Below are 25,184 nucleotides of genomic sequence, written 5' to 3'. Positions count from 1 at the left end.
TCTGTTTCCGGAAGGACTCCCCATGGTAGAATCAACAATGAAGTCGTTTACATCAGGCAGGATGGAGGAGTAAAAACAGATGATGGATCAATATGCTTCTGCCACCGTCGTTTCGGCGGCATGCAATTATATTATGGAGCGTCCGGAGAAGTTCACGCATACCTACCGGACCTATGTGAAATTGAGAGAACACGGGGCGCTGGAGCTCCGGTTCTGGCACAGCAACGCGATCGACTCGACTTGGGATACCGGCTCGGTGGCCCGCGGCGGGGCACTCGGCGGAGAGTGGCGGATCGAAGCTGCCTACGTTTCCGACGGCGGCGCATTACCGGACGGTTCTGTCGAGGCCAGCTCGCAGGTTCGCGTCACGTTTGACGGCGGCAGCGGAACCCGGTCGGTTGCCCCCGGAGAGAAGTTCTGGAGCGATCCGGTCAAGGTCGATCTGCCGGAAGGGCATCTGCTGGCGTTCACTTGGACGATTTCAACGGAGGCGGGGGGCAAAACGGTTCCTTACAATACCGAACAAATGCTGGTGACGGCTTTTGACGCGCCGGGGGCATGTGCCGCTGCAGCAAGCGCCGAAGGCTTTGCCCTGTCGGACAATCTGCTGGTGATGCCCGCATTGATCGCCAGCGCGAAGCCGGTGCGGCAGCGTCTCGTATTCCTTGGCGACTCGATAACGCAAGGCGTGAGAACCCGCAGGGATGGATACGAATATTGGGTTGCGCGGATCGCCGATGGCCTGGGTCGCGATTACGCCGTATGGAATCTCGGTTCCGGCTGGGCAAGAGCCTATGACGCCGCGGGGGACGGCGCTTGGCTGAACAAGGTAAAGCTGGGCCAGGTTCCGGGAACGAGAACCCAGATCGTCCTGGCGCTTGGGGTGAACGATATTGACATCGGGGCTCGTTCCTCGGAGGAGCTGTTGGCCGACCTGACCACCATCGTCTCCGTGTTGCGCCAAAACGATCCGTCCGCGGAAATTATCCTGTTTACCATCCCTCCGTTTAACTTCAACGAAGAGCGGGAACAGGTATGGCGGCGGGTCAACGATCACATCCGCTCCGTCTCGCTTCCGGGCGTCGACCGCGTGTTTGACATGGCGGCCCGGTTGTCTCAGCCCGCGCCGCTTGAGCATCGCCTGCGCCAGGAGTTCATGAGCTCGGGCGACGACCCTCATCCGAACGGCGCGGCAGGCAAAGTGGTCGCCGATGCGTTCTTAGCGTGGTATTTCGGTGAACGATGAGCGGGAGGAACGAGACGATAGAAGCGCCGCGGCTGAATGTGGGGATCTTCGCCCATGTTGACGCAGGCAAGACAACGACGACGGAGCATATCTTGTACGAAAGCGGACGGATTCGCATGCCGGGCAGCGTGGATGACGGCACGGCGCTTACCGATTCGTTGGAGGTAGAGCGTCAGCGCGGCATTTCCGTGCGCGCGGCCATGACGACGTTTGCCTGGAAGGGAACCCGGGTGAATTTGATCGATACGCCGGGCCATGTCGATTTTCTGTCCGAAGTGGAGCGGTCGCTGCGCGTGATGGATTGCGCGGTACTGGTGCTCTCCGCGGTAGAAGGCGTTCAAGCGCAAACGGAAATGATTTGGAACGCACTGGCGAAGCTGAGGATTCCGACGCTCCTGTTCATCAACAAAATGGACCGCGTGGGTGCGGACCCCGAAGCGGTGCTGGCGCAAGTACGCAATTATCTGTCCCCGGATATCGTTCCGGTCCAGCATCCGCTCGGAACGTGGCAGGATTACGGCGGCGCAGTGGATTTGTGGCGCGACGATGCCAAGGAAGCCGCCGCCGGAGCCGGAAGCCTGGAAGCGTTCGAGGCTGCGCGAAGCCGCTTGATCGAAGCTTTGGCCGAGCGCGACGAAGCGCTGCTCGAGGCCTACCTAAGCGGAGAGAGTGTTGGCCAGGAGCGCTGGGAAAGCCGGGCGGAGGAGCTGGCCCGGTCTGCCCGGATCTACCCGCTGCTGTTCGGAGCGGCGGCGAAGGGAATCGGCATTTCGGCGCTGCTGGATGCGATGCTGCGTTATTTCCCTCCGGCGGAAGGCGATCCGGAAGCGCCGCTGTCCGGCGTCGTCTTCAAGATCGAACGCGACAAGACGATGGGACGCATGGCGTATGTTCGCCTCTATGAAGGGAGCCTCCACAATCGCGATGCGGTGTTTAACCATACGCAGAATCTTAGCGAGAAGGTCACGCAAATTCGGAAAATCGACGGCAACCGAACCGAGGATGTCGGGGTGCTGCGGGCGGGGGACATCGCCGCCGTCTGCGGCTTGTCCCATATCCGCATCGGCGACGTGCTGGGGCGTCCGGAAGCGATCCCGGCGGAAGCCAAGCTGGCCGTACCGCTGCTCACCGTGCGGGCGCATCCGGCCAACGAGGCGGAATACCGGGCCGTGGCGGATGCGCTGCAGGAGCTGTCCGACGAGGATCCGCTGCTGGACGTGCAATGGCTGCAGGAAGAGCGTGAGCTGCACGTGAAGGTCATGGGCCCGATCCAACTGGAGGTTTTAAGCAGCGTATTGGCGTCGCGCTACGGCCTGCAGGTGACCTTCGGGAAGCCCTCGGTCATTTATAAGGAAACGCCGAAGCAGGAAGGAGAAGGTTATGTTGCCTATACGATGCCGAAACCTTGCTGGGCGATCCTGCGGTTCCAGATCGAACCCGGGCCGCGGGGAAGCGGCCTGGTCTACGAAGCATACGTGCGGGATGAGGACCTGCTGCCGCAATACCAGAACGAGGTCGCTCGCCGCGTTCCCGAGGCGCTGCAGCAAGGTCTTTATGGCTGGGAGGTAACCGATTTGAAGGTGACGTTGACCTACGGCCAGCATCATGTTTGGCACACCCATCCGCTTGACTTTGCCGTCGCGACGCCGATGGGGATCATGGATGGGCTGGCCAATGCCGGCACCATGTTGCTGGAGCCGATCCTGCATGTCCGATTGGTCGTTCCCGAAGAGAACGCCGGCCGGGTCATGAACGATCTCGTGCAAATGCGCGGCCGGTTCGAGCCGCCGCAATTGCAGGGAGAGCGGGTGCTGATCGAAGGGCAAGTGCCGTTGTCGACTTCGCTTCATTACCCGATTGAGCTGAGCTCGTATACGAAGGGACGGAGTACATTCGCCTCCTCCTTCGCCGGCTATGAACCCTGCCCGCCGGACGTCCAAGCCGAACGGACCCGGCGCGGCGTCAATCCGCTGGACCAGGCGAAGTACATCCTCAGCGTGCGGAAAGCGTTGCAGGGCTAAGCCAAGGCTCAGGCTATGTTACTAATCGAAATACGCACCGAAATTCTTCATGTAGAAAGAGCAGTGGACGCGCACCGTCATTTGGCCGAATAAATCATGCCAATCCGTCCCTTTCCACTCTTCATAGCTCATTTTGTTGCGCACGTATTTGCCAAGCCCGATGCCGTCAGTACGGTTTTGCTGCAGCGTCCTCAGAACTCGGGACGCTTCCGTGGCGATATGCTCGCTGACCAGCTTTTCGACCTTGGCCCGCTCGGGCGTACTTAGTTTGGCGTTGCCGATATACTCCTCCACGCCTCCTTCGACCCTGAGATAAATATCCGCTTCGTATTCGCCGGACGAGCGTTTGGATACCTCGATCCGGCGTTTGCTTCGGACGGCCCGGAACGAGATTGCTTTCAGGTCGGGGTGATCCGACGTCATGCTGAATTCGCCTTGGGACAGATTTTGGTACAGGAGCGAGAATAGGTAGACATCCTTCCAGGGCAGCTTGGTGATCATTTTATCGTTCCGGAATGTGGCGATGCCGCTGATGGTAATGTCCTTTTCCTGCTCCTTGATCAAGATGGCGATCGGGTCCGTTCCGTCGTCGTAATAATCGCGGGTAAACTGATGCAGGGCGGTGCGGGGCACCGACTGCTTGTTAAATTCTTTTTGCAGCAGCTTGTTGATGTAGTTGGCCGTCTTCGTATGGCGAGGATATTCCTGGCTGATGATCGCCCCCGCTTCGCCTTCAACGACGACCATGGCGGTCCGGAGCGAAATGCTCGGGTCCCGGAGAAACGTATCCATATGAGCCCAAAGCCCCCGACGGGCCAAGGCTTCGCCGTACATGAACGTGCGAATCTGTCCGCTGACGATGATCCGGCTCGTCCGCAAGGAGAGAGCCGACTTGGCCTCCTTGGGACTAGTGGCGGTCGTATCCAGCAATTCGTCGGTCGTTTTGGAGTCCCGGGCAAATTGCGTAACCAGCGGCATGCTGATCGTTGCCTTGATCTTGTTCTCGGGAGCGGCATCAAATGCGGCGGTCTCGATGTAGCCGATTCGCTCCAGGATACGCTGGTCTTGGCTGCAACCTGCGAGCACAAGGCAAAGCATTGCAGCGGGAAGGAGTCGCTTAAGCATGTTTTTTAGTCCTCCTGTGCACCAAAAGAAGCAGGATGAGCAGCAAAGGGAACCCGAAAGAAAAGCCCATTTGCGCGATCGTTAAATATCGAAACCAGGACTCTACCTTGATCAAGGTTTTCGGGATCATTCCTACACCGACGGTAGCGGCCATGGATAGGAGTACGATCACCTTCCAGTTCATTCGGCGAAAAACCTGCGACATTACCACCTGGCCGGACCAATAGTACATCGCCCCGGTATGTACGATTGAAAACAGGAACAGGCTGTACAGAAAGTTCTGGATGCGCTCGATGAACGGAAAACGTAAATAGGCATACATGTCGAGGATCGGAAATGACGAATGGATCAAGGTTTTATGGCCAAAGAACCCGTAAGCCAAAAAGGTAACCAGCAGGTAAACGAACATGGTGATTCCGTTTCCGAGATGGACGTATTTCAGCCATCTCTTGGTGTTTTCCGCATAAGGAAACAGAAATAGGGTGAGTTCGTATCCCATATACGCGCCATAGAGCCGGATAAAACCCTCTATCCTATCCGTTCCCTCCTGGAAAACGAATGGAGTCAGCCGCGCTGTATCGAATTCACCGAGGAAGTAGAAAGCGAGCGGAATTTGCAGCAGCAACAGCAACGAGAATATGACATTGGCTTTGGACATGGTGTAGATCCCCTTGGTAATGTAAAGGAACAGGAGCACATCCACGAAAATTTTAATGACCATGTCCGAGGTCGACGGAAAAATCAGCATTTGATAAATCAAGGCATACTGCTTGATGACCAGGCAGCCGATCATGCTGAACAGGCCCCATAACAGTACATATAGCGGGATCAGAATGAACCGAGGCAGGGAGGCGCCGAGAATGTCGAACACGGATTCGCCCCGGCCCATCCGGTAAACGGCAGAGATGAGCATAATGTTCAGCGTAACGAGCGCGAACATCGGGATAAGCATCAGCCAGCCGTTGGTTCCGAAGTAGTGCGCCGTGACCCGCGGCAGGGTGAACAGGACGATCCCGCTTTGGGTGTTGAACACCATGAGGGCGATATGGAAGCGATTCAATTTTTCCCGGTCCATGGGGTCACCTATTTCTTCATTTTGTTTGTGGTCTCGTTAGGGGTACGGGATTGCTTCGGCCGCTTGGAAAACATCCAAAAGGGCCCCCGAATAAAAATATCTTTCCAGTCGGCCGGCTTGATCGGTGCGAGCGGAAGCGTATAAGGGGCCCCCAGACTGGTCAGCTTGGACAAATGGATGATGACCAGGCCCAGCCCGAACATGAAGCCGAAGTTTCCGAGCATCCCCGACAAGATGATTAGAGCAAACCGAATAAGCCGAATCGAACCGCTCATCGTGTAGCTGGGAATCACGAACGAAGCGATGGCTGACATGGCCACGGCGATGATCAGGATGTTACTGGTGAACCCGGCTTCCACCGCCGCCGTTCCGATAACGATACCGCCTACGATCCCGATCGTTTGCCCGATTTTGGAGGGCATACGGGCGCCGGCTTCCCGCAGCAGTTCCAAGGTGGTTTCCATTAACAAGGCCTCCAGGACAGGAGGAAAAGGAACGCGGCTGCGCGATTCAGACATCGAGGCCAGTAAATTTTGCGGGATCATCTCGTAATGATACGTCGTGATAGACACATACATGGAGGTTAACGTCAGCGTAAGTATAAAAGCGACGTAACGCAGGACCCGAAGAAATGTGCCAACCGCCCAGCGGCTGTAATAATCGTCGGGCGAGGTGAAAAATTCGAATACCGTCGTAGGTCCCACGATCACCGACGGGCTTTGGTCCATAATTACAACCACCCGGCCTTCGTTCAGCTTGGAAACGGCGACGTCCGGACGCTCCGAGGTCAGGAACAACGGAAAGATCGTGGATGGAAAATCTTCGATCAATTGCACAAGCATGCTGCCGTCAAAAACCGCGCTGTACTCGATGCTTCGAATCCGTTCCGACATCCGGTCGACGAAGTCCATATTGGCGATCTCGTCGATGTAAAGCAAAGAAACCTTGGTCTTGAAAATTTCTCCGACCTCGAATTGCTTGACCTTTAACCGGCTGCTCTTCACTCTGCGGCGGATGATGGACAGGTTAGTGTCCAGCGATTCGTTAAAGGCGTCATGCGGGCCGACGATCGTGGATTCCGTCTGCGACGATTCAATGGCCCGCTTTTCCGGACCATAAACGGAAATTAGGTAAACTCCCTGCGGCACGAACAACGCGGCATCTCCGTCCAAAACGCCGCGGATGACCCTTGTTGGATCGACCTCGCGGACAAATTGGGACTGCTGCAGGAGCCCGTCCAGATCTTCGCGCCGGATGTTTTCCAGCGGAATCGCCACGTTGTTGATAAACTTCTGCTTGTCGACCATGTGATCGAAGTATAAGATATCGGCCTGGATCACCGGGTACGTCCGATGCTCCAGATCGGAGCAGCCCCGGAATTCGTCCAGAACGCGGTTCAGCGTCAGCGGGCCAGGCGCCTGAGGTTCGGATATATGGGGCGATTGCTGCAGGTTTTTTTGTTTGGCTATCGTCAAGATGGATTTCATTAGTCGGGAGAACAAGGCGTAATTCCTCCAGCCGAGGCATTTTCTTCTATTGTGCGTAGCTAGGATCGAACTATGCAGGGAAGGTGTGGCGAGGGAAGGTTGCACGAAAAAAAAGGAATGCTGCAAACGCATGCAGCATTCCTGATTTCTACGTCCTAAAACAGTTAGCCGAACAGCAGCCGGGCGAGTTCGTCATAGCTGGCAGCCGGCGCATGAAGGAGATGGGGCTCCGATTCGGGGCGGACACCGCGATGGTTGAACCAGATCACGCGCCAGCCGGCTCGGGCCGCTCCTACGACATCGTTGCGCCAGGAGTCGCCGATATAACAGCACTGCTCCGGCGATTTGCCCAGCTTCCCGGCGATCAGCTCAAACAGCCGAGCATCTGGTTTGGTCAGGCCTACCGCGCCCGAGATGAACACCAACTCGGCGGGGATCAGCCGGTCTACCCCAAGCGCCTGGATTTTACGCCACTGGTGATCCGGCGGCCCGTTCGTAATCACTCCGACGACGATCCTCTGCGCCTGGAGCTCGCCGATGAGTTCCAAAGCTCCGGGGAATGGTTTGATGTCAAACTGGCGGTTCAGGTATGCGGCCTGAACCGCCGCGGCCTGCCCGGTTGTCAGCGTGAGACCGAATTCCGCCAGCGAACGGACGAAGCGCTCGGTGCGCATCGTATCAAGCACCTGGCCATGGGTTGGCGTGCCGCCGGCTTCGGCGGACAGGAAATCGCTGTAATAGCGCATCCGGTGATAGGCCGGCTCATATGGAAAGTCCGGTCCGGTGCCTAAAGTTTCCTCCAGCGCTGCGCGAAAAGGCTGCAGGTGGTCGTATAACGTATCGTCGACGTCAAAAAAAACCGCGTGGTTTGGCGTGATTGGCTTCATTGCGATGATCTTCTTCTCCCTCTCGCGGCCGTAGTAGAAAACCTCGGCCTTTTCCATTAAAATGCTTATGTATTGTCATGCAGCGGGAACCGCCGCCTCCTCATTATACGGGACGGCTTCAAAAAATGCATAGTTTCATCCGGCCCTTTTCGGTATTATGATGGGATCGGGTTGTAGACTTTGGACGGAAAGGTTTTGACCGGACGTGAAAAAACCGAAACGATGGTTCACCTTAAGAAATCAAATCTTTATCAGTTTCATGCTGCTGATGGTTTTTGTCCTGGGGATCGCCAGCGTACTCACGTATTCCCGGGTGTCCGCGCTGCTGGAAACCAACGCCGAGAAGCATATCAGCCAAACCGCCCTGCAAGCGAACGGACGCTTGGATGCGCTTATCGCCCAAATCAATACGCTGACGACGCAGGTTGCCACCGATGACTACGTACAGAAGCTGCTGCTGGCCGAGGTCCAAGGACAAGAGACGCCCTTCAGCTCGCGCCAATCGTTGTTGCCCTTATTCAGCGATTACCAAGCTTACGTGACCGGCATCAAATCGCTCGAATTGTACACGAACGATTACCGGCGCTTGTTCCCGCTGAACGAAACCCAATTGATCGATACGATCGACTCCCAGTGGATTAATGCGGCCAATTGGGGCAAAGGGGCGCTCGTATGGATCGGCATCGATCCGCGCGACCCGTCTTCCGTGCTGGCGTTGCGACGGGTCAGCCTGCTCGACCGCTGGTTTTCGTCCGGAGGATATCTGATGGTCCGGATCGACCGGTCTTATTTTCAAATTCATGAGCAGATCGATGGGGAAGGCGGAGAATACATTTTGCTGGTCGATGGAAATCAGCGACCGGTCGCGACGAATTTCAGCTTTCCCGCGGAGGACTTGGATGTGAAGGGACTGTTGGGCAATCAGGGGAAGAACATCACGATTGGTGGACAAGAGTTTATCGAGGTGAAACAAGCCTCCAAAGCGACGGGGTGGACGCTGGTCTTCTTTACGCCGGTCAGCTACGTCACCAGCGGGATTTCCGCCCTGCGTACGGCTGTCATCGCCTCGGGGGCCATTGGGGTGCTGCTGTTCCTGATCGTGTCGCTGTCGCTGTCCACGATGATTACCCGGCCGATCTTCCGGCTGATCAAGGCGATGCGCGGGGCGAGATTCGGGGTGCTGCAGCCGAACCCGATGTTCTCGAAAACGATGGAAATCAACGAGCTGAACAATTCCTACAACCAGATGGTCGACAACATGAACGAATTGATCCGCGTCGTTTACGAGAAGGAACTCTTGCAGAGCCGCACCGAATTAAAGGCGCTTCAGGCGCAAATCAACCCGCATTTCCTGTTCAATACGCTGGAGGCCTTCTATTGGTCCCTGGAGGAGAAGGGGGAAGAAGAGTTGGCGAACCTGGTGGTCGGCATGTCCAGCTTGTTCCGGTACATCATCAGCAGCCCGAACCAGGACGAATGGGTGACGATGGAGGACGAACTGGAGCATGTGGAGCGCTACCTGCAGCTGATGGATATTCGCCTTGCGGACCGGTTAACCTGGTCCATTGACGCCGGCGAGTTCCGCCACGTCAAAATTCCGAAGCTTCTGATTCAGCCGCTGGTGGAAAACGCGATATTGCACGGGGTTGAAAAACAAATCGGACAGGGCAAAGTGAGTATAAGCGCCGAGTCGTCGGAGCGGGAGGGGTACGTGAAAGTCACCGTACGGGATAACGGTCCCGGGATGGACGAGGATACGCTGCTCGGCTTGCTGCAGGCCATGGAAGGAGGGCCTTCCATTTCCACCAAGGGGACAGGCGTCGGTATCGTGAACGTGCAGCGGCGGCTGCGCTTGTATTTTGACGGAGAACAAGGGGAAAAGCATGGGTTGCAGGTAACGAGCTTTCCGGGCGAAGGAACGGCCATAAGCTTTGAAATACCTAGCGAATACGGGGGAACGGTATGAAGCAGACAAAAACGATTCTTGTGGTGGAGGATGAGCCAAGGACGAGGGCAGGGTTTACGAAAACGCTGGAAGCCTGGTCTGCCGGCCGATACCGGATCGAATCGATGGACAGCGGTCAAGCTGCGCTGGTTTGGCTGGAGAACCATGTCGCTCATCTGCTGATCACGGATATCCGCATGCCCGGCATTAGCGGGCTGGAGCTGATCGAGATGCAGCAGCGCCACAAGCAGTTCAAACCGGTCGCCATCATCATATCGGGTTATGCGGAGTTCGAATACGCGCAAAAAGCGATGCAGCTGGGCGTCGTGAATTATTTGCTGAAGCCGGTGGATAAGCATAAGCTGGTCCAGGCCGTGGAACAGGCACTTTTGGTTGAGGACGACCGGCACCGGATCGAAACGATGGAGAAGCTGGTCGATCCGCGGCTGCTGGAGACGAAAGAGACGGATACGCAGTATACTCCCCAGGTGCGCGAGGCGCTGAGCTTCCTGGACGAGCATTTGCACGAGCCGATCACGATGCGTCAAGTTGCCGATCGTCTGCATTTGAATCCCAGTTATTTCAGCGTGCTGTTCAAGGAACAGACGGACCTGACCTTCAGCGAATATATTAGCCGGCTGCGGGTGCTTCGCGCCAAAGAGCTGCTGCTGCGGACGACTCTGTCCGTCGGGGAGATCGCAGAACGGGTAGGTTATCAGAGCGACAAATATTTCATTAAGGTGTTCAAAAGCTATGAAGGCATGAGTCCCAGCAAATACCGCAGCCAGACGAAGGAGACGGAGGCGGACACGTAGAGGCAGGGCGGAAAATTCGACATTATTTGCGGAGAACCGGTCCTCGCCCTATCCGTGCTATGGAAGCGCAATCATCAACGTGATACACTTGGATTGAAGCGGTTACACTAAATAACCGTGATCACTAGGGGGATCAAGCATGTCCAACCAAAAAACAACACCCGTCCTGTTGATTTCGCTTCTCCTGTTGCTGGGACTCTCCGGCTGCACCGGCGGTAAGGCGGCGGGAGGCGGCAGCGCGGAAAACCAGGCGGCATCGGCGGCGGGCGGGAACGTTACGATTCAGTTCATGCATCTATGGCCAGCAGGCGCTTCGCCGCAGCAAAATAAGCTGGTGAACGAAATCATCGACCAGTACCAGTCCGAACATCCGAATATAACGATTCAGCAGGAAGTAATGGAGAACGAGCAGTATAAGAACAAACTGAAAATTTTGTCCGCTGCGAACGAGCTGCCCGACGTAGGCGTGACCTGGGCTGCCGGTTTTATGGACCCGTACGTGAAGGGCGACCTGTTCGCCCCGCTCGACGATTTGCTGGACCGCGGCTTGAAGGACCAATTCGTTCCGGGCGCAACCGATGCTTACGCGGTGCAGGGAAGAACGTACGGCTTGCCGATCGAGCTGAACATTTCGCCGATCTATTATAATAAAGCTATTTTTGATAAATACGATCTGGAAGTGCCGCATACCTACGATCAGTTCCTGGACGTGATCCGTACGTTGAACAGCAAAGGGGTAACGCCCATCGCGCTTGGGAACCGGGACCGGTGGACGGGCTCGATCTGGTATATGTACCTTGCCGACCGGCTCGGCGGACCGGAAACGTTGAAGAAGGCGATCGACCGCTCCGGCACCTTCGAGGATCCGGCGCTGATTCAGGCGGCTGCCGAAATTCAACAGCTGGTGGATATGAACGCGTTTAACAAAGGCTTTAACGGCTTGTCCAATGAAGAAGGCAAATCCGTATTCATGAATGAACAGGCAGCCATGTTCCTGGCAGGAACTTGGGAGGTTCCTAACTTTACGAGCAATCCGGACGTCCCCATGAGTTTCAAACAGAATGTGGGCTTCTTCAAATTCCCGACCTTCGCCGGCGGCAAGGGGGATATCAACAGTTGGGTAGGCGGGCCTGGCGTAGGCTTGTTTGTCGCGGAGAACTCCAAAGTCAAAGATGAAGCGAAGAAATTCGTGGAGTATTTCATCAGCAAGTGGGGGGCCGAATCGGTCAGCACGGCGGGGGTTATTCCGGCAACGAAGGTAGACACTTCCGCTTCGGATTTGCCGCAGCTCTATATCGATTTGCTGGATGAGCTGAACAATGCCAGCAACCTGACATTATTCGCCGACGTGCAGATGAAATGGAACGCCGCGCAAACGCATTTGAATATGATCCAGGCGCTCTTCGGCAAAGCGGTTACGCCGGAGCAATTCGTGAAAGAGCATGAAGCCGCGCTGCAGAAAGGCGATTAATTACGGCTAAACCGCAAGAACCTTCCGCTTCATCGGCGGAAGGTTCTTGCGGTTCTTCGGCATTATCCTACGTATTGGGACAAAGAAATCAGGGCGGTCATGGTGATGATGTTCAGCAGCGTGGAAATCAGCACGGTTTGCGAGGCAAAATCCGGTTCGTTGTCGTATTCTTCCGCTAGGATCGTGCTGTTCACGCCGGTCGGCATGCCGGAAGCGATCAACAGGGCTTGGGCCGGGATCCCTTTGAGGCCCAGCGCCCATACGAGCGCAAAGCCGATGGCCGGACCGATCAGCAGTCGCAGGGCTACGCTGACGTAAACGTCGATCCGATCGAGCCGAAGCGGATATTTCACGATTTGCGCGCCAAGCGTCAGCAGCGCGATGGCGACCATCGAATCGGCGATGTAACCCAGCGGCTTGGCTACGAAATAAGGAAGCGGCCATCCGAGCAGGTGCAGCGCCATCCCGAGCACCAAGGCGTAAGGCACGGGCATCTTCATAAAACCGATCAGAGCGGCTTTCAGCGTACCGCCGGATTTGGCCCGTTGGACGGACATCACGCCGTAGGTGAACGTGACCAGACTCTGGAACGTCATCACCAGCGCTTGTACCGAGGCGGCCAACGGATCGCCTTTAAACGCCAGTTGGTTGATCGGCAGCCCGTAATTGCCGGAGTTGTCGAGAATCAGACTGTTAGTGAAGGCGGCCCGCATGCCCGGCCCGAACTTCAGGCGCTGGCTGACGAGCAGGCTGACCCCGTAGAGCAGCAGGACGTATAAAATATAAAATCCCGTAACGCTTCCCAGCAGTTCGGCGGACATCTCCGATTCGTACATGCTGACGAATACGACCGCGGGCGTCACGAAGTAGAAGTTAATCTTGGCGAGCGTGTACAAATCCAAATTAAAAGCCCGTTGCATCAATGCGCCTAATCCAATCAAGACAAAAATGGGCAAAACGACGTCCAGTACAATATCGCCGATCATCTCTGGCTGTTCACTTCTTTCTTATAGAGGTAGTTCAAAAACATGTACTTATACGCATATATTGAATACCGTTCGCAGGCAGTCGCTTGTTATTATAACACGCCCGCCGCCGCATAGAAGATGCAAAATGCATGATGCCGCCGAGTGTGCTAAAATGACTTCACAGATTAAACCGGACTTGGGGAATAAACCAACCGCGCAGCGCGCATAAGGAGCGAAAGCATATGAAAAAAAACACCCCGCAGAGCCATCCCGTCCTTCGCGACGTGGAGCGGATGATACACCTGGAGACGGAGTTGACGAGGTTCAATAACGAGCGTTCTCTGCAATTGGCGGAATCCCGTCTTACCGTGACGCCAATCGGCGGGACGACGCTGCTGTCGGACGAGCTGTCGCCGCAGTCGAGCTACTATAATCGCGTGATCGGCTTTGGGCCGTCGGATTTGGATCGGCTGCCCGAGATTCTCGGGATCTACGAGGCGGCGGGCATTGACCCGTGTTTCGACATGAGCCCGGACCGACAAACCGGCGAAGTGGCTGAAGCTTTGGCCGCGCAGGGGTTCGTGCCGAGGCTGCAGCTCGCTTTTCTCAAAAATGAACGTAACGGGGAGGACATGGGCAGGGATCTTTCGGAAGGGTTCCCCTCGCTAACGAAAATCGAAATTTCTCTGATCAGCAACGAGGAGGAAGCCATCTCTTTTATCCGGTTGATCGAGCGGTCGCGCGGCGAAGATTCTCCTGCTTTGGACGAGGCGATCGTGCAACAAAAAAGCCGGTATTTCTACCGGGAGGATTTTCGCAATTTCGTGGCCTTTATCGGGGGAGAACCAGTGGGCATGGGGTCGATGTTCATTCGCGGCGATACCGGTTATTTGGCCAACGACTTCACGTTCCCGGGTTACCGGAGGCGCGGCGTGCAAACGGCAATGATCCGGCACCGGCTGCAAGCGGCGGCGGCGCTTGGACTGAAGCGGGTTTACACCGATGTGGAGTTTGCTTCGGCCAGCCATGCGAACATGCTGAAATCCGGGTTCGAACTGGTTTATATGAACGCATTCTGGATGAAATCGGCGCTTCCGCAGTAAGCGGATCGGCGCCGATTTTTATTTTGCCGTTCGCCCGCGGAGGCGCCGCGGCACCCGCCGGATGAGGAGCTGGCCCAGCACCTCGGACAAGACGAGCCCGATCGCGATCGAGCCGGAGAGGAGGAAGGCTCTGGCGGCGAGCTCGACAGCCAGGTCGTATTCGTTCTCCACGAAGCGGCGCATGGCGTCATAGGCCAGGCCGCCGGGGACCAGCGGGATGATGCCGGCCACGCTGAAGATAATGACGGGCTTCTTGTAGATTCGAGCAAACAACTGGCTTAGCACGCCAACCAGAAAAGTCGCGGCAACGGTCGAAAATACGCTCTCCATCCGCGGCTCCAGCAGGATATAGACCATCCAGCCGACCATGCCGGACAGGCCACATTGGAGCAGCGTTCGTTTCGGGGCGTTAAAGAGGATGCCAAAGGCTCCCGAAGCGATAAAGCTAGCCAGTAAATGAACCAAGATAACCATTGGACAGCTTCGTCTCCTTCCGGTCCAGTCAAATCAAAGTAAACACGACGGCGATTCCGGCTCCGATGGCAAAGGCGGTGAGAAAGGCCTCCGCCCCGCGCGACAACCCGGACACCAGGTGCCCGGCCATCAGATCCCGGACCGCATTCGTAATCAGCAAGCCCGGGACGAGGGGCATCACGGAGCCGATAATGATCTTATCCAACTCCCGGCCCATGGATAACTGCACGAAACCGAGAGCGAGCAGGCCGATCAGCAGCGCCGCGGTAAATTCAGCGAAAAATTTCACTTTCACCAGCCGATGGAACAGCAGGTATGCGGCAAACCCTAGGCCGCCGCACAACAAGCCCGGCAGGAAATCGGCCAGTGTGCCGCGGAACATCAGGGTGAAGCAGCCGCTCGACAAGGCGGCGGCCGCCATTTGCAGCGGCATCGGATAAGCGTGCTTCACCGTCTCGATTTCAAGCAGCATCGCGTAAGCCTCCGCGGTCGTCAATTCCCCGCTGCCCAGCTTCCGGGAGATATCGTTCACCGCCGATACCTTCTGCAGATCGGTCGTCCGCTCCACGATGCGGATCAGCTTGGCCGATTCCGCTTCGCCGGATTGAAAGACGATCCCCGTCGGCGTTACATAACTATGCGAGCCGGAGAGCCCCAGTGCATCAGCCATCCGGGTCATCGTATCCTCCACGCGGTAAGTCTCCGCACCGCTTTGCAGCATGATTTTTCCCGCCAACAGGCAGACCTGTACAGGCTCGTGTCCTCGGACCGCAGCCGTGCTACTCATCACCGTCACCCTTTCATGAATCTGACGCCATTATAACACGGGAAAGAAGGCAGAGAAATTGATTCGACAATGTGTGTCGCAATATGTCGAATATAATCGAAAAATTAGCAAAAATATCTTATTTTTGTCGTTCTATTATGGTATGCTATCACTACTTGCGTCTCACAGTTTATAACTGTACCGACCATCAGAGAGGGACATTCAATGCTGCAAAGCCTATTCAATAATTTCACGTTGCTGACGACGGTGATTTTTTTTGGATATATGATTAAGAACAAAATACAGGATCGCCCGAAAAAAAACCGGACCACCCGCATGCTGCTTGGCTTTGGGCTAGGTTTGCTAGGCGTGATGCTGATGTATTACAACTTTCCGATCTCCGGGCATGCGGTGGCCGACTTCGGTCAGTTGCCCATCCTGATTTCGACGCTCATGGGGGGAGGCGTTTCGGGCATCATCGCTACCCTATTGATTGCGCTTTACCGCCTGCTGTTCCTGCACGGTTTCGGCATGCATTCCGTGATCGCCGCGATCAATTCGCCCGTGACGCTGCTGATCGGGTTATGGTTGCTGCGCGAGCGGAAAACCACGGTCCGGCGTTTAGTTCTCGCATTGGCGCTGAGCGCGTCCAGCACGGCGGTTTTTATGACGATTCTGAGCAATGGCCGTCCCTTCAAGGAGATCGGCCTTTTTATCCCCTTGCTTGTTGCGGCCGGCCTATTTACGTTTGCGATGCTGCGCTATTTGCGCAATAAGGACGATTCCATCCGCATCATGCGGGAAGCGGCGAATCGCGATTTTTTGACGAGCTTGTACAATTCTCGGGCGTTCGAAGCAAAAATGCAGCAAAAGATCGCCGCTGCGAAGCAGGACAAAATTCCGTTCACGTTGCTGATCGTCGATATCGACCATTTCAAGCTGGTAAACGATAGTCATGGCCACCCGGCCGGAGACGCGGTACTGCTGCAGATCGCCGACGTGATGAGGGAAACGTTCCGGCCGGGAGACCATATTGCCCGTAAGGGCGGCGAGGAGTTCGTGATCCTGGTCGATCATTGCGATGCGGAGCAAATCAAGGTTATTGCCGAGCGTTTGCGCAGCAACGTGGAAAACCATACCTTTATTTTGCCGGATGGAGGTGAGCTTAAGCTGACCATTTCGGCGGGGAGCGCGACGTACCCGAACGTCCATGAGGAGGAGCTGGTCGTTAAGGCGGACCAGGCGCTTTATCAAGCAAAGGAAGCGGGAAGAAACCGCGTGTATCGCTCGGATGGCTTGAATCTCGAATCAGAATTTGACATAAAACATTCATAATTTAAGAAACAACACCATTATTCGACATTGATCGACAAAACCCACAGAGATTATGTTAAGCGTGTAGTCGATATTTGCAGGTTTTAGGAGGATGCTTATGGGCCAAAGAAAAGCGTTATCTATTCGTCAAAAGCTGATTATTACGTTTGTCGTTATCCTGTTGGTTCCCAGTTTGATCATCGCCGGGACAACTTATTTGACGGCGAGTAATCGCATCGAACATGAGCTAATGTCAAGCGCGCAAGAGAGCGTGGACACTGCCGATACAGTGGTTACCAATAATATTGGGAACATGATTTCGGATCTCGATTACTTTGCCGAACAGTTGGGGACGGAGAGTGTCGATGCGGAACTGGCTTCGGGGGGAAGTTCGGTCAAAGAACGTCTCGAGCAATATTTAGTTTTACATAAAGACGTCTTGAATCTGTATGTGGGTACAAGCAAAGGTGGGACCTTGCTTGGGGTGGACCAGGAGCTGCCGCCCGACTTTGACCCGAGGACCCGGGATTGGTACGTGCTGGCGTTGAAAACTCCGAACGCGGTCGTTTCCCCGGTTTACCTCTCCGTCGATGGGAGTCCGGTCGTATCCATTTCCAAGGTGTTGAAGGATGGACAAGGGGTCGTTGCGCTCGACCTGGATTTATCGGGCATCTCCAAAATGACGGAGATGAAAGTAGGAGAAGAAGGATACATCCTGATACTCGACAATGCCAAGAAGAGGGTCGTAAATCCGGCAGGGGGAGTCGGCGAGGAGGCGAAGGAAAGCTACGTAGCTTCGATGTTTGCGGGGGACGGAGGAACCTACGACTACACCAATAATGGCCATAAATACAAGATGGCTTACACCAAAAACGAACTGACCGGATGGCGGATCGGCGGGACGATGAGTCAAAACGAGGTGCTGCGCGAAACGTCGGCAATCCGCAACACGGCCATCTTCGTCGTTTTGCTTTCGCTTGTCGGGGGAGCGATCCTGGTGATCTTGAATATCCGTTCCATTCTCATCCCGATTGGTAAATTGAAACGCGCGACCGCCATTCTCGGCCAAGGCGACCTGACGGAGAGACTGGACGGCTTTAAACGCGATGAAATCGGCGAGCTTGCCGGTAATTTCCAAGTGATGGTCGATAATTTGCGGGAGATGATCGAAGGGGTTCGGGAAATGACCGAAAACGTATCGGCTTCGGCCGAACAGCTATCCGCCGGATCGGAGCAGACCACGAAAGCGATCGAGCACGTAACGGTCGCGATTCAGGACGTTGCCGTCGGCAGCGAACAGCAGCTGCACAGCGTGGAAAGCGGCGCGGCCAGCGTCGACACGATGGCCCGGCAGGTGGAACACGTATCCGGCAACATGCAGCTCATTACCCGGACGATGTCCGAGACGGCGGATTCCGCCCAAGAAGGCACCCAGCTGGTTGCCGGCGCCGAACAGAAAATCCGCGGCGTCGAAGGGACGGTTGCAGAGCTGGCATCCGTGATCGGCTCGCTGCATCAACGGGCGGAGCAAATTGGCGGCATCGCTGCCTTGATGGCGGGCATCGCTCAGAAGACGAACAAGCTGTCGCTGAACGCTTCGATCGAGGCATCCCGGGCTGGCGAGGAAGGGCGAGGATTCGCGGTGGTTGCCGGCGAAATCCGGAAGCTGGCCGAAGGCTCGAGCCATTCCGCAGCCCAAATCCGGGATTTGATCGGGGACATCCAGGACGAAATGAATCGGGCGGCGGCCGCGATGGAAGACGTTCAAGTCAAAGTCTCGGAAGGCAGGGAAGCCGTCGACTTATCCGGTCAATCGTTTGTTACGATCAGCCAGTCGGTGGTAGAAGCGGCGGAAGCGATCGAAGCTGCCGCGGGGACGATGCAGGAGGTAACGGGAGAAACGAACGCGGCACGCGCGGCGATCGAACGTATTCGCCAGCTCTCCGAGGAGACGGCAGGCAACACCCAAACCATCTCCGCTGCGGCGGAGGAACAGCTCGCTTCCGTGGAGGAGATCGCTTCGTCTTCGGCGGATCTAAGCCGGATGGCCGAGCAGTTGCAAGCCCTGGTCGGCAAGTTTAAAGTATATAAGGACTAAATGTCCCCAACCTAAAGAAGCCTTTCGCGCCATCGGGTGCGGAAGGCTTCTTTCTTTCCTGACGGGTTATTCGGTTTCGTCGCCGTCAAAACCGTTAAGCAAATCGGTGCCGTGCATGGCATCCGGATCGGGAGCGACGGGATCGACCGGGCTGTCTTTCTGGATCGCGTCCGCATCCGGCACGTCGGGAAGCGGATCATCCCGGCCGACGGATGAGGCGTCTTGTTCACTGATGCCTTGGGCGATCCGTGTATCGTGAGGCAGCAGGTCATCGTCGGGAATATCGTTCTCCGGGCGATGTTCCTTGAGCAGCTCGTACCGCTCATATTCGAAGTCCGCGGAAGTTTTGTCGTCAAGTACGTCCACGTCAGGTCGGCTCCTTTCCTGGGATATGGGGATTGGGTGCACCTGCAGTTTGCCCCAAATCATACGTTCAAATCCAGAACCGGTGTTGACTTCCGGCAGGCCTGCGGCTACAATGGCCTGTGAATCCCGGTACGAGCGGTCTGGATCCGGGCAGAGGAGATGAGAAGTTGATTACGATTTACGATATCGCGCAAATGACCGGTTTTTCGCCGACGACGGTATCCAAGGTGTTTAACGGGTACTCTGACGTCAGCGAGAAAACGCGCCGCAAAATCCTGGACGCCGCCGATGAACTCGGCTATGTGCCGAATGCTCATGCCCGTTCTCTGACGACCAAACGTTCTTGGACGATCGGCGTGCTGTTTATCGAACCTTCCGGCGCAGGTATCCTCCATCCGTATTTCGGCGGCGTCATCGAAGGCTTCAAGCAAGTCGCCACCTCCAAAGGGTATGACCTGATGTTTATTTCCAAGGATATCGGCGGCAAGAAAAGTACCTACCTGGAGCACTGCAAGATCCGCGGCATCGACGGCGTCGTGGTGGTGTTGCCGGATGCGTCCGATCCATATTTCCAGGAGCTTCTGGATTCGGACATCCCCTGCGTATTGCTGGACCAGGAGTCTACCCTAAAGAGTACCGTATACTCGGATAATGCGGAGGGAGTCCGGCTAGCCGTCACCTATTTGCATTCCATCGGGCACCGGAAAATCGCGCATATCGGCGGCGGTCCGACGTTTGCCGGGGAGCAGCGGTTGAACGGATACCGGCAAGCGATGCAAGAGCTTGGATTGGCGATCAATCCGCAGCATATCGTGCAGGGGAGCTACGATTATACGGTAGAAAGCGGCAGCAAAGCGATGGAAGAGCTGTTGAAAGCGGACGAAAAGCCTACGGCCGTGTTTGCGGCCGGCGATAATTTGGCGGTCGGGGCCATGATGGCCATGAAACGGCATGGGCTGCGCGTTCCCGAAGACATCTCGCTGGTCGGCTTCGACGACATCGAAATGGCGAAATTTTTAACGCCCGCCTTAACGACGGTACGACAAAACACATATGTACTTGGCAGCAGGGCGGCCGACATGTTAATCTATTCGATAGAAGGCGGGGAAGACGTGCAAAAGGGCGTTATCCCGGTGGAGCTGGTCATTCGCGATTCTTGCCGATCGCTGTAGGCCGCTCGGCCTCTATTTTTTTGCAAGAGATCGAAACCGGTTTCGATGCCCGCCATTCTTCGAAGGTTGGAGGTCCGGCGCATTCCGCCGGCACTGCTCCTGCATGAATTGTAATCGATTACAGCAACATTATTTCAGGAAACCAAGGAGAGGATTTACGATGGCAAAATGGGTAAAAGTGCTCACTTCGCGCGATTCGGCCGACCGTCTGCAGACGCAGGGGGAACTGGCGGTTCAATCCGGCGCCGGCGCCGGAACGGGGCTGAAGTTGAAGGTTCTGCCGGAACAAACCTACCAAACGCTGATGGGGTTCGGCGGGGCCTTTACGGAAGCGGCCGCTTATACGTTATCCCGGATCAGCCCGCAGAAACGGGACGAAGTGATCCGCCGGTATTTCGATCCGCAGGAGGGGCTCGGCTATACATTGGGGCGCGTGCACATCCACAGCTGCGACTTCGCGCTCGAGAACTACACGTATATCGAGGACGGAGACGTTGAGTTGAAAACGTTCGATATTTCCCGCGATCACAAGTGGGTGATTCCGTTCGTTCACGATGCGGCTAGAACGGCCGGGAAGGATATCACCATGCTGGCCTCTCCTTGGAGCCCGCCGGCTTGGATGAAAACCAACGGGGACATGAACCACGGCGGCCAGTTGAAACCGGAATACCGCGAGACCTGGGCGCAATATTATACGAAGTTCATTAAAGCGTACCGCGAAGCGGGGATTCCGATCTGGGGCATCACGGTGCAAAACGAACCGGCGGCGGTGCAAACCTGGGATTCTTGCATTTACAGCGGCGAGGAGGAACGCGATTTCGTTCGCGATCACCTAGGGCCGACGATGCACCGGGAAGGTCTGGCGGACGTGGAGATCCTGATCTGGGACCACAATCGGGACATTATGATCGAACGGGCTTCCGCCGTACTGAGCGATCCCGAAGCGGCCAAATACGTTTGGGGCACCGGCTTCCACTGGTACGTCAGCGAAGCGTTCGAGAACGTCGGCAAAGTCCATGAGCTGTTCCCCGACAAGCATCTCCTGTTTACGGAGGGCTGCCAGGAAGGCGGCGTGAAGCTTGGCGAATGGTTCACCGGCGAGCGTTACGGCCGTAATATCATCGGCGACCTGAACAATTGGAACGAAGGCTTCCTGGATTGGAACCTGGTGCTGGACGAAACGGGCGGCCCGAACCATGTGGGCAACCTGTGCGACGCGCCGATCATCGCCGATACTACGACGGATACGATTCATTACAACAGCTCTTATTACTACATCGGACATTTCAGCAAATACATCAAACCGGGGGCGATTCGCCTCGGCTTGGAAACCGAGATCCCGTCGCTGCTCGCTACGGCGTTCCGCAATCCGGACGGCAGCGTCGCGGTGGTTGTGCAAAACGAAAGCGATGAAGCGCAGCCGTTTGCCCTGGAACTCGGCGGTGAAGCTGTCGGCGAGACGCTGCCGGCCCATTCGATCGCAACGTACATCATCCAAGCCTAAACATCACTTTTTACTTAACGGAGGGATAGGCCTTATGCCTAATTATGCTTTTGAGGAAAATGCGTTCGTTATAGAACAATTTGACCGGGCGAAGCCGTTCTCGAGCTTTCTCCCGGGCCTTGCCGGCTTGAAGGGGATTCCGATGTGGACGTTCTATGTGAACCGGGGGCAGGCGGTTTGCAGCTTCGGGATCCGGGACAAAAACAGCCCGATCATGGAATTCTCCCCGGCGAGCATTACGTACCAATCGGTCGCGATGAAAGGCTTCCGGACGTTTATTAAAGCCGCGGGGAAAACCGGGATCTACGAGCCCTTTCAAAGCGCCTTCCCCGATCCGTCCGCCGTTCGCCGCATGCAGATCCTGGCCAACGAGCTGACGATCGAGGAAACCAACGAAGCGCAGGGGCTTCGGGTTAAAGTGAGTTATTTTCAAGTGCCAAACGACGATTATGCGGCTCTGGTGCGCCAGGTGGAGGTCACGAATCTTTCCGGAGCTCCGCTGCAGCTGGAGATGTTGGACGGCATGCCGGAGATTCTTCCATACGGGGTGGAGAACGCCGGCTATAAAGAAATCGGCAACCTCCTGCGCAGCTGGATGGAGGTCGAAAATCTGGAGAAGGGGATCCCGTTTTACCGGGTCCGCTCCAGCACCCACGATGAGGCCGAAGTCAGCGAGGTGCAAAGCGGCCATTTCTACCTGACCTTCGGCGAGGACGGCAAACTGCTGAAGACGATTGCCGACTTTGCCGTCATTTTCGGCGACAATACGTCACTGGCCTATCCGGATCGCTTTGCCGAGCATCCGCTGACGGCGCTGACCGCTGAACCTCAATATTGCACCAATAAGGTGCCATGCGGGTTTTCGGCTTTGGCTGCCGAGCTGGCCCCGGGGGAAAGCCGCCGCATCTTTACGCTGATCGGACATATCGACAGCGTCGAACGGTTGAACCGCAAAGCTGCCGAGATCGCCAGCCCGGCCTACGTTGCCCGTAAACACGCGGAAGCCGGTCAACTGACCGAGGAGCTGACCGCGGACATCGCTACGAAAACGGCGCTGCCGCTGTTTGATGCCTACTGCCGGCAAAGTTATCTGGACAATTTTCTGCGCGGCGGGTATCCGTTTATTTTCGAAAACGGCCGGGAAGGGTTTGTCGTCCATCTTTATTCCCGTAAGCACGGGGATCTGGAGCGGGATTACAATTTCTTCTCCATCGCCCCGGAATTTTATTCGCAGGGCAACGGCAACTTCCGGGACGCCAACCAAAACCGGCGCAGCGACGTGTATTTCAATCCGCGGGTCGGAACGTTTAATATCCGCACGTTCTTCAGCCTAATCCAGGCCGACGGCTACAATCCGCTTGGCGTGGAGGGAACGACCTTCCGGGTTCCGGCCGAGCGGGCTGCGGAGCTATCCGCATTCCTGGAGAAAGTCGCCGCCGATCATCGGGAGGAGTTGGCCGCACTTTGCCGGGGTTCGTTTACTCCGGGGAAACTCATTTCGCTGGTCACCCACCGCGGCATTCGGCTTCTCGTGGAGGAGAACGAGCTGTTGACCGGCGTGCTGTCGCTTGCCGAGCAGCAAATCGAAGCGTCCTTCGGGGAAGGCTACTGGTCGGATCACTGGACGTACAATATGGACCTGATCGACAGCTATCTGGATATTTTCCCGGATCGCAAGGAGCAGTTGCTGTTCGGAGAGCGGGAGTATGCGTACTTCGACAGTCCGGCCCGCGTACTGCCGCGCAGTGAGAAATACGTGATCAGCGGCGGGCAGGTTCGCCAATATGGGGCATTGGTTCATGACGAAGAGAAAATGGCTAAGCAAGGGCTGACGCTGAAGAGCACCAACTGGCTGAAAACCGGGCACGGAAATGGAGAAATCTACCGGACGACCTTGTTCGTCAAGCTGCTGTCGTTAGGCCTGGTCAAGTTCGCCACCCTGGATCCGTTCGGAATGGGCGTGGAAATGGAAGGAAACAAACCGGGCTGGAACGATGCAATGAACGGACTGCCTGGATTGTTCGGCTCGGGCATGAGCGAAACGTTCGAATTAAAGCGGCTTCTGCGTTTCGTTCAAGAGGCTTGCGCCGAAGCCGCCGGCGACGGACGGGAAGTGTCCGTGCCGGAAGAAATCGCGGCCCTGCTCCGCGAAGTCGGGACGCTGCTGGATGCCCGCTTGGCGGGGAACCTGGAGCCGTTCGACTATTGGGATCGGGTGGCTGCGGCGCGCGAGAACTACCGGGAAGCCATTCGTTTCGGAATCAGCGGGACGGAGACCGCGCTGGAGGTCGGTGCCGTCGGCAAGCTGGCGACACGCATGCTGGAGCAAATCGAGCAGGGCGTTCAGGAAGCCATCAAGCTGGGCGACGGCGTAACGCCGACGTATTTCGCCTTCGAGGCGGTGGAATTTGAGCCGGTGACGGATGCGCAAGGCAAGCCGGTCATCAGCGGTTACGGCCTGCCGAAGGCAGTCGTGAAGAAATTTGCCGTTCGTCCGCTGCCGCATTTCCTGGAAGGCCCGGCCCGTTGGTTGAAGACGGTGGAGGATCGGGAGGAAGCCAAGCGGACGTACGAGCAAATTCGCCGCAGCGACCTATTCGACGCCCGGCTTCAAATGTACAAAACCTCCGTCAGTTTGGACGCGGAGACCCATGAAATCGGCCGGATCCGCGCCTTTACGCCAGGGTGGCTGGAACGGGAATCGGTGTTCCTGCATATGAGCTACAAGTACTTGCTGGCGCTGCTTAAGAGCGGCTTAACCGAGGAGTTCTTCTCCGAGCTTCGCACCTCGTTGATTCCGTTCCTCGATCCGGCCGTGTATGGCCGCAGCACGCTGGAGAACTCGTCCTTTATCGCCACGAGCGTGAATCCGGACCCGGATACGCATGGCCGCGGTTATGTCGCCCGTCTTAGCGGATCCACCGCCGAATTCCTCAGCATGTGGATGACGATGATGGCCGGGAAACGGATATTCCGCCTGCACGAAGGCAAGCTTCGGCTGGTGCTCCATCCGCTGCTGCCCGGGTGGCTCTTTGATGAGCGGGGCGAGGTGTCGTTCCGCTTCCTGGGCACGACCGAAGTCGTCTACCGGAATCCGCAGAAGAAAGACACGTACGGCCCGAATGCTGCGTCGATCCGCCGGCTGGTGGTACTAAGGCAGGATGGTTCAGAGCAAGTCGTCGACGGCTCCGTCATCGAGGGTCAGCTGGCGGAGGAGATCCGCAGCGGAGCGGTGCGGCGGATTGAAGCGGAGTTGGCTTAACGCTACGTAATCTGCGTCAAAATCTGCGTCACCAAAGCACTTGGAATAATACTCCGGATAGGTACCGTGCAGCGATGCCGGGTCC

At 56.4% G+C, this 25,184-nt stretch carries 19 protein-coding genes; 11 read left to right on the top strand and 8 right to left on the bottom strand.

The annotated features are described in order from the left end of the window. Positions 1–79: 79 nt before the first annotated feature. Together MJ257_RS01460 and MJ257_RS01455 are read left to right on the top strand one after the other, a co-directional pair. The gene (locus tag MJ257_RS01460; protein WP_240267603.1) at positions 80–1,246 is read left to right on the top strand and encodes an SGNH/GDSL hydrolase family protein; all 1,167 of its coding nucleotides are present in this window, start codon (positions 80–82) and stop codon (positions 1,244–1,246) included. Beyond that, complete coding sequence (locus MJ257_RS01455) at positions 1,243–3,267, top strand: GTP-binding protein (RefSeq protein ID WP_240267602.1); 2,025 nt, start codon at positions 1,243–1,245, stop codon at positions 3,265–3,267. The genes MJ257_RS01460 and MJ257_RS01455 overlap by 4 nt, the downstream gene beginning before the upstream one ends. Positions 3,268–3,288: 21 nt before the next feature. Here the strand turns inward: MJ257_RS01455 and MJ257_RS01450 are convergent, their stop codons facing one another. The 4 genes from MJ257_RS01450 to MJ257_RS01435 form a co-directional block, all read right to left on the bottom strand. Next, a complete protein-coding gene (locus tag MJ257_RS01450) occupies positions 3,289–4,392 on the bottom strand; it encodes a Ger(x)C family spore germination protein (protein WP_240267601.1) in 1,104 nt (367 codons plus the stop codon). Beyond that, the gene (locus tag MJ257_RS01445) at positions 4,385–5,467 is read right to left on the bottom strand and encodes a GerAB/ArcD/ProY family transporter (protein ID WP_240267600.1); all 1,083 of its coding nucleotides are present in this window, start codon (positions 5,465–5,467) and stop codon (positions 4,385–4,387) included. Before MJ257_RS01445 ends, MJ257_RS01450 begins: the two co-directional genes overlap by 8 nt. A gap of 8 nt (positions 5,468–5,475) precedes the next feature. Then, on the bottom strand, positions 5,476–6,954 hold the full coding sequence (locus MJ257_RS01440; RefSeq protein ID WP_240267599.1) for a spore germination protein: 1,479 nt from the start codon (positions 6,952–6,954) through the stop codon (positions 5,476–5,478). 164 nt (positions 6,955–7,118) lie between these two features. Beyond that, complete coding sequence (locus tag MJ257_RS01435) at positions 7,119–7,841, bottom strand: HAD family hydrolase (RefSeq protein ID WP_240267598.1); 723 nt, start codon at positions 7,839–7,841, stop codon at positions 7,119–7,121. 205 nt (positions 7,842–8,046) lie between these two features. On the opposite strand from MJ257_RS01435, the gene MJ257_RS01430 reads away from it, so the two are divergent. The 3 genes from MJ257_RS01430 to MJ257_RS01420 all read left to right on the top strand — a co-directional run bounded on the left by MJ257_RS01430 (position 8,047) and on the right by MJ257_RS01420 (position 12,072). Further along, the gene (locus tag MJ257_RS01430; RefSeq protein ID WP_372489727.1) at positions 8,047–9,807 is read left to right on the top strand and encodes a sensor histidine kinase; all 1,761 of its coding nucleotides are present in this window, start codon (positions 8,047–8,049) and stop codon (positions 9,805–9,807) included. Continuing rightward, positions 9,804–10,601, top strand: a complete 798-nt coding sequence (locus MJ257_RS01425; RefSeq protein WP_240267597.1) for a response regulator transcription factor — start codon at positions 9,804–9,806, stop codon at positions 10,599–10,601. Before MJ257_RS01430 ends, MJ257_RS01425 begins: the two co-directional genes overlap by 4 nt. Positions 10,602–10,740: 139 nt before the next feature. Continuing rightward, a complete protein-coding gene (locus MJ257_RS01420) occupies positions 10,741–12,072 on the top strand; it encodes an extracellular solute-binding protein (RefSeq protein ID WP_240267596.1) in 1,332 nt (443 codons plus the stop codon). Between the two features lie 62 nt (positions 12,073–12,134). Here the strand turns inward: MJ257_RS01420 and MJ257_RS01415 are convergent, their stop codons facing one another. Further along, positions 12,135–13,058, bottom strand: a complete 924-nt coding sequence (locus tag MJ257_RS01415; protein WP_240267595.1) for an AEC family transporter — start codon at positions 13,056–13,058, stop codon at positions 12,135–12,137. A 224-nt stretch (positions 13,059–13,282) separates the two neighbouring features. Here MJ257_RS01415 and MJ257_RS01410 point away from each other — a divergent pair, with 224 nt between their 5' ends. Beyond that, a complete protein-coding gene (locus tag MJ257_RS01410) occupies positions 13,283–14,143 on the top strand; it encodes a GNAT family N-acetyltransferase (RefSeq protein WP_240267594.1) in 861 nt (286 codons plus the stop codon). Positions 14,144–14,161: 18 nt separating this feature from the next. On the opposite strand, the gene MJ257_RS01405 is transcribed toward MJ257_RS01410, so the two are convergent. Together MJ257_RS01405 and MJ257_RS01400 are read right to left on the bottom strand one after the other, a co-directional pair. Further along, positions 14,162–14,617, bottom strand: coding sequence for a threonine/serine exporter family protein (locus MJ257_RS01405; RefSeq protein ID WP_240267593.1), 456 nt, complete (start codon positions 14,615–14,617; stop codon positions 14,162–14,164). 28 nt (positions 14,618–14,645) lie between these two features. Continuing rightward, positions 14,646–15,404: a threonine/serine exporter family protein gene (locus tag MJ257_RS01400; protein WP_240267592.1), complete on the bottom strand. Its 759-nt coding sequence runs from the start codon at positions 15,402–15,404 to the stop codon at positions 14,646–14,648. A gap of 204 nt (positions 15,405–15,608) precedes the next feature. Here MJ257_RS01400 and MJ257_RS01395 point away from each other — a divergent pair, with 204 nt between their 5' ends. Together MJ257_RS01395 and MJ257_RS01390 are read left to right on the top strand one after the other, a co-directional pair. Continuing rightward, a complete protein-coding gene (locus MJ257_RS01395) occupies positions 15,609–16,718 on the top strand; it encodes a GGDEF domain-containing protein (protein WP_240267591.1) in 1,110 nt (369 codons plus the stop codon). Positions 16,719–16,815: 97 nt separating this feature from the next. After that, positions 16,816–18,795 (top strand): methyl-accepting chemotaxis protein, encoded by a 1,980-nt coding sequence (locus tag MJ257_RS01390; protein WP_240267590.1) that lies wholly within the window; start codon positions 16,816–16,818, stop codon positions 18,793–18,795. 66 nt (positions 18,796–18,861) lie between these two features. On the opposite strand, the gene MJ257_RS01385 is transcribed toward MJ257_RS01390, so the two are convergent. Continuing rightward, positions 18,862–19,161 (bottom strand): hypothetical protein, encoded by a 300-nt coding sequence (locus MJ257_RS01385; RefSeq protein WP_240267589.1) that lies wholly within the window; start codon positions 19,159–19,161, stop codon positions 18,862–18,864. A gap of 167 nt (positions 19,162–19,328) precedes the next feature. On the opposite strand from MJ257_RS01385, the gene MJ257_RS01380 reads away from it, so the two are divergent. From MJ257_RS01380 to MJ257_RS01370, 3 genes are all read left to right on the top strand, one after another. Continuing rightward, entirely contained in the window at positions 19,329–20,333 is a 1,005-nt protein-coding gene (locus MJ257_RS01380; protein ID WP_240267588.1) for a LacI family DNA-binding transcriptional regulator, read from the top strand. 160 nt (positions 20,334–20,493) lie between these two features. Next, entirely contained in the window at positions 20,494–21,837 is a 1,344-nt protein-coding gene (locus tag MJ257_RS01375) for a glycoside hydrolase family 30 protein (protein WP_240267587.1), read from the top strand. Positions 21,838–21,871: 34 nt separating this feature from the next. After that, the gene (locus tag MJ257_RS01370; protein WP_240267586.1) at positions 21,872–25,099 is read left to right on the top strand and encodes a cellobiose phosphorylase; all 3,228 of its coding nucleotides are present in this window, start codon (positions 21,872–21,874) and stop codon (positions 25,097–25,099) included. Positions 25,100–25,184 lie beyond the last annotated feature (85 nt).

Source organism: Paenibacillus timonensis, assembly GCF_022427145.1.
In the GTDB taxonomy this organism is placed as follows: domain Bacteria; phylum Bacillota; class Bacilli; order Paenibacillales; family Paenibacillaceae; genus Fontibacillus; species Fontibacillus timonensis.
This window is presented reverse-complemented; position numbering and strand designations above follow the sequence as displayed.

Bases quoted from the DNA above. Each gene is read 5' to 3' on its own strand.
- MJ257_RS01460 (WP_240267603.1), top strand. From the start codon at position 80: ATGATGGATCAATATGCTTCTGCCACCGTCGTTTCGGCGGCATGCAAT.
- MJ257_RS01455 (WP_240267602.1), top strand. From the start codon at position 1,243: ATGAGCGGGAGGAACGAGACGATAGAAGCGCCGCGGCTGAATGTGGGG.
- MJ257_RS01450 (WP_240267601.1), bottom strand. From the start codon at position 4,392: ATGCTTAAGCGACTCCTTCCCGCTGCAATGCTTTGCCTTGTGCTCGCA.
- MJ257_RS01445 (WP_240267600.1), bottom strand. From the start codon at position 5,467: ATGGACCGGGAAAAATTGAATCGCTTCCATATCGCCCTCATGGTGTTC.
- MJ257_RS01440 (WP_240267599.1), bottom strand. From the start codon at position 6,954: ATGAAATCCATCTTGACGATAGCCAAACAAAAAAACCTGCAGCAATCG.
- MJ257_RS01435 (WP_240267598.1), bottom strand. From the start codon at position 7,841: ATGAAGCCAATCACGCCAAACCACGCGGTTTTTTTTGACGTCGACGAT.
- MJ257_RS01425 (WP_240267597.1), top strand. From the start codon at position 9,804: ATGAAGCAGACAAAAACGATTCTTGTGGTGGAGGATGAGCCAAGGACG.
- MJ257_RS01420 (WP_240267596.1), top strand. From the start codon at position 10,741: ATGTCCAACCAAAAAACAACACCCGTCCTGTTGATTTCGCTTCTCCTG.
- MJ257_RS01415 (WP_240267595.1), bottom strand. From the start codon at position 13,058: ATGATCGGCGATATTGTACTGGACGTCGTTTTGCCCATTTTTGTCTTG.
- MJ257_RS01410 (WP_240267594.1), top strand. From the start codon at position 13,283: ATGAAAAAAAACACCCCGCAGAGCCATCCCGTCCTTCGCGACGTGGAG.
- MJ257_RS01405 (WP_240267593.1), bottom strand. From the start codon at position 14,617: ATGGTTATCTTGGTTCATTTACTGGCTAGCTTTATCGCTTCGGGAGCC.
- MJ257_RS01400 (WP_240267592.1), bottom strand. From the start codon at position 15,404: ATGAGTAGCACGGCTGCGGTCCGAGGACACGAGCCTGTACAGGTCTGC.
- MJ257_RS01395 (WP_240267591.1), top strand. From the start codon at position 15,609: ATGCTGCAAAGCCTATTCAATAATTTCACGTTGCTGACGACGGTGATT.
- MJ257_RS01390 (WP_240267590.1), top strand. From the start codon at position 16,816: ATGGGCCAAAGAAAAGCGTTATCTATTCGTCAAAAGCTGATTATTACG.
- MJ257_RS01375 (WP_240267587.1), top strand. From the start codon at position 20,494: ATGGCAAAATGGGTAAAAGTGCTCACTTCGCGCGATTCGGCCGACCGT.
- MJ257_RS01370 (WP_240267586.1), top strand. From the start codon at position 21,872: ATGCCTAATTATGCTTTTGAGGAAAATGCGTTCGTTATAGAACAATTT.